Raw genomic sequence first — 13,465 nt, forward strand, 5'->3', positions numbered from 1 at the left:
ATTCTCCTTATATTAGTATTTGCTTTGCCACTCACTCCAGCTATAGGAGTTGCCGTTGTTCCTAGTACCTATTCGGCGCTCTGTACGGTTTGGATCGTTTCTAGCCGAATAGATATATTGCATAATTTTATTAGTGTAGCCTAGTCTGGCAACCTCTAAAACCGCATCACTGTAGCCCCTTGCGTTACCTAAGTAGTAGCGACCAGGTTCGTGCAGTGCATCTAAGTTATCTCTTTGAGATTCCGCACTAGATATTTCAACACCCTTTCTAAGCTCTTGGATAGTTCGAGTAGCAACATCGTTTTTATCTTTAAGCGATAAAACTAGGTTAGTAAGATCTACAATCACTTGATTAGATTGCAAGTTATTGTAATCGACTACTAATCGACTTATTGACGCATTAAGAATTAAAAATGATTGCTTGATAGCTTCCCCAACTTTACCAGCACTAGCAGCGGCGTTGTAATCAGTTAATGAATTATCAATTTTGATATATTCCGCTCTAGCTACAATGGTATTAGATGTGTTAGTTGCTAAATTGCGGCCATCATGCCCCAAAATTCTCACAATGCGGTAGTTATTAATAACGCCTGATTCAATTTCACTTGTTTTGTTAAACAAGCTATTAATTTGTCCATCTTGTCGGTTATTAACATCCGCATTAGCTTCCGCAATATTTCTAACATCTTGTAAGTCTAAATTAGTTGAATAGTTAGTATGTAAAAGTTGATCTAACGCCCTTAACTGGCTATCAATCGCACCAAGCACTTCCCCGACTTTTTTAGCATCTGCAGCACGGTTTAAAATACTTAAGCTTTTATCAGTGTTAACTACTGCTCGCTTAACTCTGATAATTTTATGATTCGAGTCATAAACTTGGTTACCATTGTGATCTTTTAAGTCAACTTCTATGTAACCATCAGCAATACTGCGAACCAGTCGGTTAAAGTCCCTAGCATGTTCCGCTCTGGATTCCATACCATCCGGATCAACATTGATAGTTACCTTGTCAGTGTCTCCTACTTGAACATAGACCATCAATCTAAACTCAAAGCTAGGATCGCTTAAGGTTAAACTTTCCGGCTGTTGGGCAATCGTATAAGCGATAGGGCGCTCTTGATTATCTCGTTCTTGTTGACCGTTGATTTGGACATCCCAAAGCGTAACATCATGAGTAATTCCAGTGCTTTTTTGTGTAAAAGATAATTCAATACCTAAAACGCCTTGACTAGCTAAAGAATCATTATCAATCGCAACAATAGGTATATTTCCTACAATATTAGGCAATTTACCAGCGTTAATAACATCGCTATCAGTAACTTGAGTCACACCAAAAGACGCGCCTTTAATTTCAAATCTTGTATTACCTCTTACTACGCCTTGAATAAATCTCAAGCCGTAAGGCAATAATTTAGTTCTATTGTATTTACTCATAGTTTCCTCCTTTCTGCTTCTACACTTGCTGTAACTTTGCTTGTCGTAGCACTACCAACATAAGCAGTAGTAGCATCGCTTGTTTTTTGCCAGATACCAAACTCATAAAATTTAACTCGTTGCTGTTCCTCGGTTAAGATTTCTGCATGTGCCACAGTAGTAACCTTACAAGTAGTAGCAGAACCAACCCAGGCTCTAGCAGGCTCACATTTATACCAAGTTTGATAAATATAAATCATATTGGCCGGTAAATAGCAGTTCAAAGTTAAAGTAATTAACTTTTGCTGTTCTTTACTTAGCTCACCGCTGTAAGAGATCACATTAAGCTTACGTCTACCATAATCAACACTTACATTAGCTGGTATTTTGAGAGACTTAAATAAGCCTTCTAAGTACCTAATAGTAATCGGTTGAGGTGGCAATACACGCATTAATAAACGCTGCCGTCTTGCTTTTAATGTGTCACCTGGTTCCGGCGTGATATGGTATTGATTTTCAAATACCGCAATACCTTTTTCGTCAGCCTTAACAATGTATTGATTAAGTAAGGCACGTTCCCTTGCATCATCAAACTTGCTAAGTGCTACACCTTGAGCTTTTAACAGCTCCTCCATTTCATAAACGCCATTGTAGTAGTCTGGCATGTATCTAAGAATTAAATCTTTATCCATTCAAGACCACCTCTCCTAAAAATGGTATTTGAGAAACGTTATTGTTAAAAGTTAAAATCACATCGCTATCTTTATCATTAAGAAGCGGCAAACTAGCATTAGCTATGCCTTCGACGGTCATAATTTTAGATAATATTTGAGAACGATAAACAACAAGAGAATAGCCACGACCGGTGGCTTGATTAATCTCACTCCACTTTTGTCGTAGTTCTTTAAAATAATCTTCTAATGCTTGTTTAACATTGCTTTCTACAGTTGCTTTAGAGCTTTCACTTAGTAGCTGAATATCGCTCTTAACATTAATTGTTAACGCTTCGGGTGCTACTACTGTAACTCTATGATCGATAGGAGCTAAACCTAAGCCTTCTGTAGTTTTATCTTCAGGATCAATTTGTTCCTTTACTTTATGAACAAGTTCTGCACTAGCTGGCCTATAGTCATTTCCAACGATAACAAGCTTAACCGTGCCAGGGCCGGCCCAAGTTGGGTAAACCTGTGCCGCCCCAACATCGTTTATTTTGCTAATCATATCTAGGTAATCAGCGACATTACCGCCATATGCTACCCAGGAATTAGTATTTAATAGACGTTTACGTAAGTGTTCGTCTGTCTCTTCATCCCTAGCAGGAATAGTAACTTCTAAGATTTCAGCCCAGTTAACGCGATCGTTAGGCGTAACAGGCAAGATTTGACCTATATAGCCATTAGCACCACTTCCCGGAGTTTCTGCAGTTAATTCACCTGTTAAATCATCATTGATTTTAGTAACTGTATAAAAAATAGGGATTTCACCGATACTAGCGAATCTATCCCCTACTACAACATTATTTAAAGGTTTGTGCTCATAATCCTCAAATTTAGCCTTAACAACTGTATTAGTTGCGGCATATCTTTGTGTTCCATGCTCTACTGCTCGGTAGTCAAGAAACTCACCCGAGGCGGTTTTAATATACGTTTCTCGTATAATCGTCGCCATATTTTGAGACTGTAAAGCCATCAACATAGCGGCTGGCGCTAGTCCGTCGTAAATAACCGAGCCTTCGCGTTTATCGATATTTTCCGGTACTTTAGTTAGCATTTCATCTAGCCAAAATTCATAACCTCGTTGTTCGTATTCCTCTGCTAATTGTTCAGGATTCATCTGCTAAGCTCACCTCCTTACTAATGGGCACATCGCCGTATACCGTATAGCAAGTTCCTTGTACTGCTAATGTGTCATTGTTAATCTCTTTAATTTCTTTAATGTCAACGCCAGTAACTCGATCATCATCTTCCAAAGCTTCGGTTATCATTCTTTCTACCTCAACTTTGGCATAATTGATGTTTTTACCGATTAAATCTGGTAAATCATTGCCGTATTGATCTGAATAAATAGGATAAACGAAGCGCTCTGTGTATAAAATCTTGTCAATGGCTTGTTTCATTGCGGCTAAGCCGTCAAATTTATTTCTAATTCGGCCGTGGTATACCTGAAAAGTAAGCGTTGGGTTTTGATCGATTGCATTATCTTCGTCTTCAGCCGCCGCTTCTTCGTCGTCAGTTTCTAAGATAGATTCTTCGCCCTCAAAGCCGGTTTCATCACCGCCCACGTCATCATTATCTTCAATGATAATGTCATCATCATCCATACCAGCACCTCCTTAAAAGCCGTAGCCATCTTTATCTGTACGTTCAAGTAAATAAAAGCGCTGTCCGCCATCACAGCGAACCAGTGTTACTTTATCTCCTTTTTCTAAGCTGTTATCAATTTCTAAATAAAAATCCTTTTTAGGAAAGTTAGTTTCAGCTTTAGAAAATGATGCAGAACCGGTGTGACCATGATATTGAAAGTTTGTAGCAGAACCTTTGTATTTCATTTTGCCTTGAAGCTTAAACTTACCGATATGTCGCCCTAGCTCTATAAAGTCATCTGTAATAACCATGTTATTTGCTATTTGAACTTTAAGAGGGTTAACACTAATAACAGTGCCATACACAACGTCAGCATAGTCACTGTCTTTGCCGCCTTTGCCTGTCATTAATTCGTAGAGCCGTTCTCCTGCCATTGCTTACCTGCTTTCATTTCTAACGTAACCATATAGTCAGTATTAAACCGATGTGTAGCCTTTAAAATAGGGCAATTAGGAAGTTTTTTCTTCATATCTTTTAAATAAACAGTTACCGCGTTGCCGGCTACTAAATCTACATCACCCTTTGTCGTGATACTCAACTTTTTATTAGCAACATTGCGAAGTTTTAACGTATTTTTGGCTTGAGCTTGCATTTGAGCATGATTAGCTTTGTTTTTCTTGTTGATAACTGTTTGTAATCTGCCCCATTGCTGTACGCTCTTACCTGCTGCACTTGCAAAAGAAAAACTAGTATTTTCAGGCGTTTCTTTTGAAGAACTCTTTTTACCTTTAGCCGTAGCACTATCGCTTTGTGACTTCTTTTTATCCTTTTGAGCAACCTTTACAACGTTCGACGTATTGTCAATGTCAACTGAATACGAATAATCCGTTACTACTGTTCTAGTATCAACGATAATTTTTAATTTTTTATACGGTGCACGTCGTAATTCTACTTTGTCGTAATTCGTTGCAACAAAGTACATATGATTAGTTGCTCGATAAGTTTTGTTAATTGCACTTTTGAGCATGTCAAAATAGCTTTTTCCGTCACAAATCTCTGCTGCTACTTTATGACTAGGTTTATTTTTAACGCTATGAGATAGACCGGCTCTCGAACAAACTTCGTTAAATCGATCAGCAATAGTATTAGTTTTAAATACAATTGAATCTTGATTTTTAAGGTAACGTAGTTTGTCGTAACAAGTGCAGCTAATAGTACGATCGCCTTTAAATTCATATTTAAAGACATAGCCGTAAAAGATCTTGTGCTTATCCCAGCGGAAAGTAATGATATCGCCAGTATAAGGAACAACCGGTGTACCGTCTTCTACTAAGTCAAAAGTTAATGTACCAGCTGATAAATTCATATCAGTTGTCCAAACGATATTCTTAACGTTATTTCTTAAGTCATAGCCTGTACCTTTTGGATTTTTTGCAGATTTACGGAATAGGTTTGATCGTCTAAACAAGTGAAAAGTAGTAACTGTCATACTCGTTTCACCTCTGACATTTTTACCCATCCGCGAGCTATGCCATTAATACCCACACAAACAGGGTATTTACGACCTGGCACAATATACAGCACTTCACGTTTAGCATTCTTTTCATACATTCCTGGACCACTACCGTAGCTATCCAAGTGCAAGCGGCCATTAACTTTAACTTTAGAGCCAATACCTACTTTTTTAGGTGGTGAGGAGCGCTTTTTCTTCTTTTTAGAAGACTTTTTCTTGTTCTTCAGTTTTTTATAAGCAAAATTACGGTATTGCTTGAGTTCTAGCGTGTATAAGTATTCATCCACGTTACCGTTTTGCATCCCGTAAGTAAACTTATTAATAGTCATCAAAATACTAATCTTCGTACCTGATATAACTACCCTAACTTTGTGCTTCTTCTTTTGAATATTTTTAATGGACTTGATATAAGTATCAGGTTCTTCCAGATTATCAGCACTAGTATAGGTGGTTTCGAACATAGGAAAACTAGACTTAATTGATAATCCTACTAATTTAAGATTACCAACCGTATTAACTTCACCTAGGTTAATAACAGTCTCACTTTTATCACCAGTTTCATAACTTAATTGAATTTCTGCAGGATTGACCGGTAATTCGATTTGTTCGTTACTAGTTTGATCTGTTAGATATATTGCATAACCATTTAGCGGCAAAATTAACACCTCCTAATATAGTGATTTGTCTCCAGCATTTAATATTCTTTGCTCTAATTCAGTAAGAATAGCATCCACGTCAGTCTTAGCGTCACCAGTACTATTAACTGTAATAGCTCCTGAATTAATGTTTACAACTCGACTAGGTGCATTAGTACTTTGTTGGTAGTTGTTAGTAGTTCCATAAGTATTAGGGCCTATGCCACCAACGCCATAGCCCATAGAAGAGTTATAGCCTACATTAGGAGCATTAATAGTAGGTGTAATATCACTAGCTTGGTTAATAATGCCTGCACTAGCTTGCGCTACTTCTCCAGCTGTTGAGTTGATACCTAAGGCTAACCCCTGACCGATAAAGTCACCAATACCAAACCACACACGTGATGGAGAGTGTACCTTTGCGGCTGCTCTACTTGCTCTTTCAGCTTGTGCAATTAAGGCGTTAGCAGCCGCGGCTACCGCTCCAATCTGCGATCTAATACCATTGGCAAGACCGGCACCGATTTGTACACCAACGCCATACATTGCACCTGCTCCGGCACGTCCAGCAGCTACCGCTTGGTTGACAGCTCCTCGAACTGCACTACTTAAGGCGGCACCACCAGCCCTAGCAGCTGCGGCCGCTCTAGCCATTCCGGCACTTACAGCACTAACCACGCCTGCCATACTTGGACGGGCTACGTGTGGTGCTGGTATTGTACCCAGATGTGGCAAAGGCGGTACAGGGACATGTGGCATTCCTACTTTAGGAGCTGGAATAGTTCCTAAATGTGGAAGTGCCGGTGTAGGTACGTGAGGGGTACCCACTTTAGGTGCTGGTATTGTACCCAGATGTGGCATTTTTGGTGTTGGCACATGTGGCATCCCTACCTTTGGCGCAGGAATTTGTTTTAGAGTTCCTGGCATTTTAGGAGTAGGAACTTTTGGTGTACCCACCTTTGGCGCTTTAATTTGCTTTAAGTTCTTTGGCGTTTTTGGTGTTGGTACTTTCGGTGTGCCTACTTTAGGAGCTTTAATCTGTTTTAGATTTTTTGGCATCTTTGGAGTTGGCACCTTCGGTGTGCCCACCTTTGGCGCTTTAATAGTTTGAAGTTTAGGCATTTTAGGTGTCTCATATTTCAAACTAATTTTTTGAGTTAAAGGTTTGCTTTTAGCTTGCTCCGCTACCTGGCCTGTATCTAACTTTGCATTAATTTTCTTGTTTCCTAAATTGTTAATCGTCTTATTTAAATTAGCGATATCGACTTCAGCTCCAACTTTAACTTTCGAAGACTTACCTAATTCTTGAATTTGTTTATTAGCAGAAGCTGTATCAACTTGAGGCTCAAACTTAGTACCATTAACCTCACTAGCTGTCTTTTTAGCAGCAGAACCAATTTGGCTAAACTGCTTCATCATATTAGCTGTGGCACCATTACCAATCGCATTACCTATATTGCCGAATGAACTCTTCATGTCATCGATTGCATTTTTAGCATCTTCGATATCACGCTTAGCTCCACTAAAGTTACCAGTCAAAGCATCTCCTAAAGCATGGAAACCTTGAGCAATAGCCTTAACAGCGTTTACTACACCAGCCGCTATTGATACAACACTTGTAAGTGCATCAACAATAACGCCAATGCCTAAAGCTACTCCGGCTAGTGTTGCGCCACCCAACTGCCCTAAAGCTTGTCCAACTGCGGAAAGTATTGGAGCAAGTGGTGCCGCTGCGCTTTGCAATTGACTAAACGCGCTAGCTAGTGGCGCCAATCCTGCTTGAAGTCCTTGAATTGCCGCAGATACCGTGGAGGTTATTTGACTCAAAATAGGTCCGACTAAACTAACGATAGACGTTACTACAGTAGAAATCAGCGGCGCTATCGTTGATACCATACTAGATATAAGACTGATAACATTTTGAACAACTGGAGCTACCATGATAAAAGCATTAGCTAAAGCACTACCGATTGTGCCAATTATAGGAGCTAACGAAACCATAGCGTTAGACACTGCAGAAACAAGCGTATCAATTACTGGCAAAATTGCATTAACGACATTACCAACAGTTTGACCAATGCCACTAAATAAATCATTGCCACCTAAGTTTTTAAGTTTGTTAAACAAGTCTCCAATTGTAGTACCGATATTCTTAATAGTATTTCCGATATTGCTTAAAGCGCCAGAACTACTAAATCCAGTAAAAGCCTGATTGATTGCATTGCCTAGATTATTAAATAAAGGCATTATGCCACTAACAACATTACCAATACCATCTAATGCCTTACCTAGATCAATTTTTCCTAATGAATTAGCTATAGAATCTCCGATTTTATCAAAATTAACGCCGTCTAATCGGTCTGTTAATTGAGATACCCAGTCAATACCAACTTTAGAAACTTTATCAAAAGCTGGCTGTAACTTGTTGGCTAAAGTTTCTTTCATACCATCCATAGCTTGACCAATAGTCTTGTACTGTGTGGCCATCCTACTAAAGTTAGCGTTTGTACCAGTCTTAGCGATAGCTGCTAGGAATTTATCAGTAGACACCGTACCAGCTTGTACTTCTTTGATAAGTCCACGAGTACTAGTACCCATTGACTTAGCTACTGCCGCAATACCGCCTGGTGCCTGCTCTAGCATTAGTTTAAAGTCTTGCCATTGTACTTTAGGCTTAGCCGCCATTTGTGTAGCTTGTTCGGATAAAGTTTTCATAGCTTGTTTGGGGTCATCAGCAGATGCGGCTAGTCCACCAAACCCCTTAACAAGTTGGGCGGTATTTTTAGTACCTACCGCTGCCAATTGCGCGTAAGTACTGGACATATCAGACGCACTATAAATAGTTTGTTGTGCAAACTTTTGCATCTGTGATTTAGCCGCTTGAATCTGTGCAGGACTTTTACCAAGTTGCTTCATATTGCCGTCAAATGTTTGCCATGCAATCGACGCTTCATTCAACTCACCAGCCATTGCAACCGCACCGGTCTTCAACACATCAAAGCTTTTACTAATAGCGGAACTAGCAAGATTAGCGCCTAGCATAGACTTAAAAAGCCCGTTAGCACTTTTAGTGCCATCGTTAAAGACACCACCATTTCCACTTAACTTGTTCTTAAGCTTGTTAAATCCGCTTTGTGCTGATTCTAAGCCAGATTTAAGTTTATTAAGTGGTCCACTAAAAGCATCGTTAATCCTAATCGTAGCCGAAATTGTAGCCATTTCTTACCTCCCTTCTATTTAAAATAGACAAAAAGAGGCAAGCTCTAACGAGTTTTAACTTGTTAAGATCTTGCCCTTTTTGCCTTTCTTTCTGCTTCTTTAGCAGCTTCTTTTTCTTCATCGATCCGCAAAGAAATAGACGCAATAACTAAAGCTTTTTCTCGCCTTGTTAATTGCGCCCATTCGTGCGGCTTCCAGTGGAATTTAAATAATACATAGTTATAGACAGCGTAATCTTCAACGCTGTCTTTAATTAGTTTTTTGTTTTTTCAACCAAATCGTCAGTAGATTCACCCAAGTCAGAAGCTTCCATAACAGCTTCAGCTAATTTGTTATACTCGCCAGGTCTTAGCATTTTACCTAATAACTTTTCAGGGTCACCTGGAGTACCGTAGTCTGTCTGTAATTCTGCGTTATCCAAGTCTGGATAAACAACTGATTTAGCAACAATTAAGCTAGAGAAACGATCGTCATCAGTGCTGGTCGTTGTTTGACCAGTACGGCGGTTAACTGTCTTAACCGTAGCAATTTTACGCAAGTTTGTTACTTCGTCTTCTGTTAAAGATTTAATCTTAAAGGGTTTACTAAATCGCTTAATATTAACTTCCTTAACTTTAATTACATCTTCTACATTTTTCTTCAAAAAAGCACTAATATCTTCAGCCATTATTTTAGCCTCCTATAGTTCTATTAATAATCGATTGTTTCAGGCATACCAGTAAATTCTTGCACTAAAGTTACGCCTTCAAAAGTAAAATCACTTTCCCAGTCCATAACACCGTCGTCAGCCTTAAAATCAAAAATTGGAATGTCATCTAAGTTAACATCACTAAATTGCACGGTTTCAGTACCAACATGTGAAGTAGGATCATGAACCGTACAAGTAGCTCCAAAGTACAAATCACCTTTTTCTTGAGTGTAAGGGATGCCGTATTTAAGCCAATTTGAATTAATTAAGTAACCGCCTAGGGTACCAGTACCTTCAACACTAGTAGTCTTTTTATGCTTCCAGTGTGTACCCAGTGTCTGCACGTCTTCCTTGTTCTTTTCAAGCTTAGCAGTAAGGCGATTACACTCGATTAATGTAATAATTTTGCCTTCAATGTTAAGCGTAATACGCGCATCCTTGGTAGAAATGGTGTCTCGACCGTTTAAAAATCTGTCTAAACTCATTTAAAATCCTCCTTAAGATACCGTGATAGTTACATATAACTTTTCCATAGCGTCAACTGGTTGGACATTTAAGTTCATTACTACGGCATCGCTATCTTCACCTGGTAAAACTTCTAAGTCAGCAGGTGCAAAGTTTTGAATAATAGAGCGATTTTGCAAGTCTTGTAAGTATGCAACACGGTTAGCCTTGAATAAGTTACGTCCGGCATCATCATTGCCTACACGACCTAAGAAACTTGTTTCAAATACTTGCTGTGTATTAGTTGCAATCTCGTCAAGAACTCTAATGATCTTGTTTTTGCTAAATTCTTTAGGCTTATCAGCATTGAACTTAGTCAAACTATCTAAATCTTGTTCAATAACTACACGGTTACCATTGCGAGTAGTAAATACAATTTCACCAGCGAGCAACGCATTAATAGTTTCTTCGTTGTTAAGGCGAGGCTTGGCTTCAATCGCATCATCAATGTCTGTATAAGTCAATGAATCAGCGGCGCTAGCACTAGCAGATAAACCGGCAAAACGAGCCGTAGCCGTAGTAACGTCAATTGCATCCCCAGTATTAAGGATGTAACCGTTCTTTACTCCTGATACGCCTTCATAGTTGTATGCCTTATCAGTAGAGTTAGGCACTACGCCACGAACCTTAATTCCAACATTTTCGCGTAATCGTTTAATCTGTTCTACAAAGAGTTCATGAATGTTACTTTCTTCACCCCAGCCTGCGGTAGTAGCTACGGCATAATATTGCTTTTCGAGTGCTTCATTCATTACATCAACAACATTGTTAGTACCATCAACACCGCCTTCAAGTTGGTAAGTGTTAGAACCTGTTAAAGGATCTTTACCTGCTCCCTTAGTGAAATTGATGTAGTAGTTGTTTTGCAATTCATCTAAGCTACTAAGGTTCTTTTGTTGGTCAACGATCTTAGTACCTAACAAAGTTGTAACAGTAGTCTTTTTACTGTCTGCTGACACTTCGATAGACACTTTTAAATCGTTACCTACAATACCTTCATACTTAGCTTCGATATTAACTGGTAAGTTATTATTCTTAACAGCCGCCTTAACGCCACTTTGAGTTGTGTTAACTAACAATACAGTTTCTGCACCTTTTAAGGCTTCTTTGATAGGAGCCATAATAGGATCACTAAGCTTGTGTCCTACTTTAGCTTCAAAGTCGGAATTATTATCTAAAGTAATAACCCCATTTTCGCCCCAGCCTAAAGGTTTATTCTGGAACATTAAAAGACGACCGATAGACGTTGTAAGAATTGGCTTACCATCGCCTTTAACGTTGATATAAACACCAGGGCGTACCTTGTTTTGCGCTTTCCATGTACCTCCAGCCATTAGATTCCCTCCTTAAACTCTTTAATTGCTTGTTTAGCTGCGGCGAGGGTATATTCCTTGCCGTCATCTAAGACGATATTCATAATGTCGCGGTCAACAATGCTAAAAGAGCTATCGTTTTTCAAACCCAGCTTAGTGTAAGTGGGTTCCGCTTCGCTCTTCGTTGTCTTCACCGTATCCTTTTGATCTTCCATTGATATCTAGCTCCTTTTGCTTTGGAATATGCTTGATCTCATACATGTTAAGCAAGAGATCAAATGACATCGTTAATGTTTCTTCGTTAGTGTTTTTATCAAACTCACGATTTCTTACAGTTGCATAGTCACCTAGACGTATAAAGTTATCAGAAAGTAGGTCTTCAACTCGGTCTAAGTCTGCATTAGGGCGTTTAGGATTAGCAAAATAAACAATCTGGTAAGTCAGCGTTCTATCTTGAATATGAAAAAAGCGAGGAGCAATAAATGTTCTAACTCTATTGATATAGAAGCTAGGGACATCGAAGCCTTCTCGCTGATTTTCACTATAAATAGTTACATCCGGAAATATTTCGGCTAGCTTATCAGCTATTAACGCCAAAATATCCGGGTCTTTTTCTAGTTCTGTCATTAGTTCAATAAATCCTCAAATGCTTTTAAACCGGGCGTAATTAATGCTGGTAACTGTGCATTAATTTGTTGTTCACTCTTCTTCATAAAGAATTGACCTTCTACCCAGCTTGCCTTCAAGCGTTTACCAATTGCCGGAACATACCGTCCCGGTGTTTGACGGTGTCCTTGTTCAACATATGAGGCATAGTTCTTGTTATTTTGCAATTCTACAATCCAACCGCCGCCATCATAGTTAGGGCCTTCCACAATCCATGCGCCACGTAAACCACCAGTATCAACCGGCGTATTAGCTTTAAATTGTCTTAAAGCTTGTACACCAATTCGTTTAGCACTATTACCTATTTCACGCTTAACAGTACCGCTATCTATTTTGCCTTTTACCCTATCAGCCCACGCTTGGAAATCTGCATCATCAACTTCACCTAAAGCCATAATTATCACCTCTAAGCCTTTTCATCTCGAACCATAGCTAATTCCTGGTGAGAGTAAAAACCAGTGTAGCCTTTTGAAGCACGTTTATATTTAGTTACGTTCCCATTTTGGTCAGTAACTTCAATTAATGCTCCAGCAGGCACTTTAATTTCATTTCTAAGCAACAATTTTGCATCGTAGGTATCAGTACCGTAGAAACTTTGTTGCCCGGCAGATTGACCTTTTAAAACCACCTTAGCAGGTTCATTTTCAGCTATTACTACATCCTCATTATTAGTAATTGAACCATGCTTTACCGGAATAGTACCGGTTATAGTCACTCGATCTTTCCACAACTTAGGAATAGCCTTTTTAAGTGGATCAAACATAGCCATAACTACCACTTAACCTTTCTAAAATTATTAAGAATTGCTAAGTAGTTATCAGTGAGAGTATTAACGCTTTGCAGAGTAGCGTAAACCTCGCTAGGATCTTTAAAACTAACACTAGTATCGCCTTCATTAAGGCTTGCTACATTATTGTTTTGATCCTCTAGCGGTGTTAGCCATTGGTGAGTATTAATAACTTGCGCTGATAAAGCTACTATTGTTTCATCCAATTCACCAGGCAATTCATCAACCGGAATATTGCAGTAGTTAGATACGTCCTTTAGAACTTTACGCAAAGTAAAATCTAAAATCCTGTCATATCTGGCTTTTTGCTCTGTTTCATCCGGTGCTTCTGTCGTTGATTCTGTAGCTTTAAAAGATAATAGTAAGGCTAAATCATCGAACAAAGCCTTATAATGCTCACCTGCTAACATGGTTTTCACCTCTT

At 39.0% G+C, this 13,465-nt stretch carries 16 protein-coding genes; all 16 read right to left on the reverse strand.

Annotated features, from left to right (window positions below):
* Positions 1-12 precede the first annotated feature (12 nt).
* Positions 13-1,434, reverse strand: coding sequence for a hypothetical protein (locus B5E95_RS00215; RefSeq protein ID WP_087235363.1), 1,422 nt, complete (start codon positions 1,432-1,434; stop codon positions 13-15).
* Complete coding sequence (locus tag B5E95_RS00220) at positions 1,431-2,105, reverse strand: putative phage tail protein (RefSeq protein ID WP_087235364.1); 675 nt, start codon at positions 2,103-2,105, stop codon at positions 1,431-1,433. The genes B5E95_RS00215 and B5E95_RS00220 overlap by 4 nt, the downstream gene beginning before the upstream one ends.
* A complete protein-coding gene (locus B5E95_RS00225) occupies positions 2,098-3,246 on the reverse strand; it encodes a baseplate J/gp47 family protein (RefSeq protein WP_087235365.1) in 1,149 nt (382 codons plus the stop codon). Before B5E95_RS00225 ends, B5E95_RS00220 begins: the two co-directional genes overlap by 8 nt.
* The gene (locus B5E95_RS00230; protein WP_087235366.1) at positions 3,236-3,733 is read right to left on the reverse strand and encodes a DUF2634 domain-containing protein; all 498 of its coding nucleotides are present in this window, start codon (positions 3,731-3,733) and stop codon (positions 3,236-3,238) included. Before B5E95_RS00230 ends, B5E95_RS00225 begins: the two co-directional genes overlap by 11 nt.
* Positions 3,734-3,745: 12 nt before the next feature.
* Positions 3,746-4,150 (reverse strand): DUF2577 domain-containing protein, encoded by a 405-nt coding sequence (locus tag B5E95_RS00235; protein WP_087235367.1) that lies wholly within the window; start codon positions 4,148-4,150, stop codon positions 3,746-3,748.
* On the reverse strand, positions 4,123-5,205 hold the full coding sequence (locus tag B5E95_RS00240) for an XkdQ/YqbQ family protein (RefSeq protein WP_241146300.1): 1,083 nt from the start codon (positions 5,203-5,205) through the stop codon (positions 4,123-4,125). The genes B5E95_RS00235 and B5E95_RS00240 overlap by 28 nt, the downstream gene beginning before the upstream one ends.
* On the reverse strand, positions 5,202-5,894 hold the full coding sequence (locus B5E95_RS00245; protein WP_087175714.1) for a hypothetical protein: 693 nt from the start codon (positions 5,892-5,894) through the stop codon (positions 5,202-5,204). The genes B5E95_RS00240 and B5E95_RS00245 overlap by 4 nt, the downstream gene beginning before the upstream one ends.
* Positions 5,895-5,897: 3 nt before the next feature.
* Complete coding sequence (locus B5E95_RS00255; RefSeq protein ID WP_162606857.1) at positions 5,898-9,083, reverse strand: tape measure protein; 3,186 nt, start codon at positions 9,081-9,083, stop codon at positions 5,898-5,900.
* A 253-nt stretch (positions 9,084-9,336) separates the two neighbouring features.
* Positions 9,337-9,750: a phage tail assembly chaperone gene (locus B5E95_RS00265; RefSeq protein WP_087235368.1), complete on the reverse strand. Its 414-nt coding sequence runs from the start codon at positions 9,748-9,750 to the stop codon at positions 9,337-9,339.
* 23 nt (positions 9,751-9,773) lie between these two features.
* Positions 9,774-10,256, reverse strand: a complete 483-nt coding sequence (locus B5E95_RS00270) for a phage tail tube protein (protein WP_087235369.1) — start codon at positions 10,254-10,256, stop codon at positions 9,774-9,776.
* A 12-nt stretch (positions 10,257-10,268) separates the two neighbouring features.
* Entirely contained in the window at positions 10,269-11,609 is a 1,341-nt protein-coding gene (locus B5E95_RS00275; protein WP_087175711.1) for a phage tail sheath C-terminal domain-containing protein, read from the reverse strand.
* Positions 11,609-11,803 (reverse strand): hypothetical protein, encoded by a 195-nt coding sequence (locus B5E95_RS00280; RefSeq protein WP_087175710.1) that lies wholly within the window; start codon positions 11,801-11,803, stop codon positions 11,609-11,611. The genes B5E95_RS00275 and B5E95_RS00280 overlap by 1 nt, the downstream gene beginning before the upstream one ends.
* Positions 11,742-12,215 carry a phage tail terminator family protein gene (locus B5E95_RS00285; protein ID WP_087175709.1) on the reverse strand — a complete coding sequence of 158 codons (474 nt, stop codon included), beginning with the start codon at positions 12,213-12,215 and terminating at the stop codon, positions 11,742-11,744. Before B5E95_RS00285 ends, B5E95_RS00280 begins: the two co-directional genes overlap by 62 nt.
* Positions 12,215-12,649: an HK97 gp10 family phage protein gene (locus B5E95_RS00290; RefSeq protein WP_087175708.1), complete on the reverse strand. Its 435-nt coding sequence runs from the start codon at positions 12,647-12,649 to the stop codon at positions 12,215-12,217. The genes B5E95_RS00285 and B5E95_RS00290 overlap by 1 nt, the downstream gene beginning before the upstream one ends.
* 11 nt (positions 12,650-12,660) lie before the next feature.
* Positions 12,661-13,023, reverse strand: coding sequence for a hypothetical protein (locus tag B5E95_RS00295; RefSeq protein ID WP_087175707.1), 363 nt, complete (start codon positions 13,021-13,023; stop codon positions 12,661-12,663).
* A gap of 2 nt (positions 13,024-13,025) precedes the next feature.
* Positions 13,026-13,451: a head-tail connector protein gene (locus B5E95_RS10455; protein WP_143437549.1), complete on the reverse strand. Its 426-nt coding sequence runs from the start codon at positions 13,449-13,451 to the stop codon at positions 13,026-13,028.
* Positions 13,452-13,465: the final 14 nt, after the last annotated feature.

The sequence above is a fragment of the Lactobacillus gallinarum genome, from assembly GCF_002160635.1.
In the GTDB taxonomy this organism is placed as follows: Bacteria; Bacillota; Bacilli; order Lactobacillales; family Lactobacillaceae; genus Lactobacillus; species Lactobacillus gallinarum.

Excerpts from the sequence above, each read along its gene's own strand:
- B5E95_RS00290 (WP_087175708.1), bottom strand. The coding sequence starts at position 12,649 with ATGGCTTTAGGTGAAGTTGATGATGCAGATTTCCAAGCGTGGGCTGAT.
- B5E95_RS00230 (WP_087235366.1), bottom strand. The coding sequence starts at position 3,733 with ATGGATGATGATGACATTATCATTGAAGATAATGATGACGTGGGCGGT.
- B5E95_RS00275 (WP_087175711.1), bottom strand. The coding sequence starts at position 11,609 with ATGGCTGGAGGTACATGGAAAGCGCAAAACAAGGTACGCCCTGGTGTT.
- B5E95_RS00295 (WP_087175707.1), bottom strand. The coding sequence starts at position 13,023 with ATGGCTATGTTTGATCCACTTAAAAAGGCTATTCCTAAGTTGTGGAAA.
- B5E95_RS00215 (WP_087235363.1), bottom strand. The coding sequence starts at position 1,434 with ATGAGTAAATACAATAGAACTAAATTATTGCCTTACGGCTTGAGATTT.
- B5E95_RS00280 (WP_087175710.1), bottom strand. The coding sequence starts at position 11,803 with ATGGAAGATCAAAAGGATACGGTGAAGACAACGAAGAGCGAAGCGGAA.
- B5E95_RS00270 (WP_087235369.1), bottom strand. The coding sequence starts at position 10,256 with ATGAGTTTAGACAGATTTTTAAACGGTCGAGACACCATTTCTACCAAG.
- B5E95_RS00285 (WP_087175709.1), bottom strand. The coding sequence starts at position 12,215 with ATGACAGAACTAGAAAAAGACCCGGATATTTTGGCGTTAATAGCTGAT.
- B5E95_RS00255 (WP_162606857.1), bottom strand. The coding sequence starts at position 9,083 with ATGGCTACAATTTCGGCTACGATTAGGATTAACGATGCTTTTAGTGGA.
- B5E95_RS00235 (WP_087235367.1), bottom strand. The coding sequence starts at position 4,150 with ATGGCAGGAGAACGGCTCTACGAATTAATGACAGGCAAAGGCGGCAAA.
- B5E95_RS00225 (WP_087235365.1), bottom strand. The coding sequence starts at position 3,246 with ATGAATCCTGAACAATTAGCAGAGGAATACGAACAACGAGGTTATGAA.
- B5E95_RS10455 (WP_143437549.1), bottom strand. The coding sequence starts at position 13,451 with ATGTTAGCAGGTGAGCATTATAAGGCTTTGTTCGATGATTTAGCCTTA.
- B5E95_RS00220 (WP_087235364.1), bottom strand. The coding sequence starts at position 2,105 with ATGGATAAAGATTTAATTCTTAGATACATGCCAGACTACTACAATGGC.
- B5E95_RS00265 (WP_087235368.1), bottom strand. The coding sequence starts at position 9,750 with ATGGCTGAAGATATTAGTGCTTTTTTGAAGAAAAATGTAGAAGATGTA.
- B5E95_RS00240 (WP_241146300.1), bottom strand. The coding sequence starts at position 5,205 with ATGACAGTTACTACTTTTCACTTGTTTAGACGATCAAACCTATTCCGT.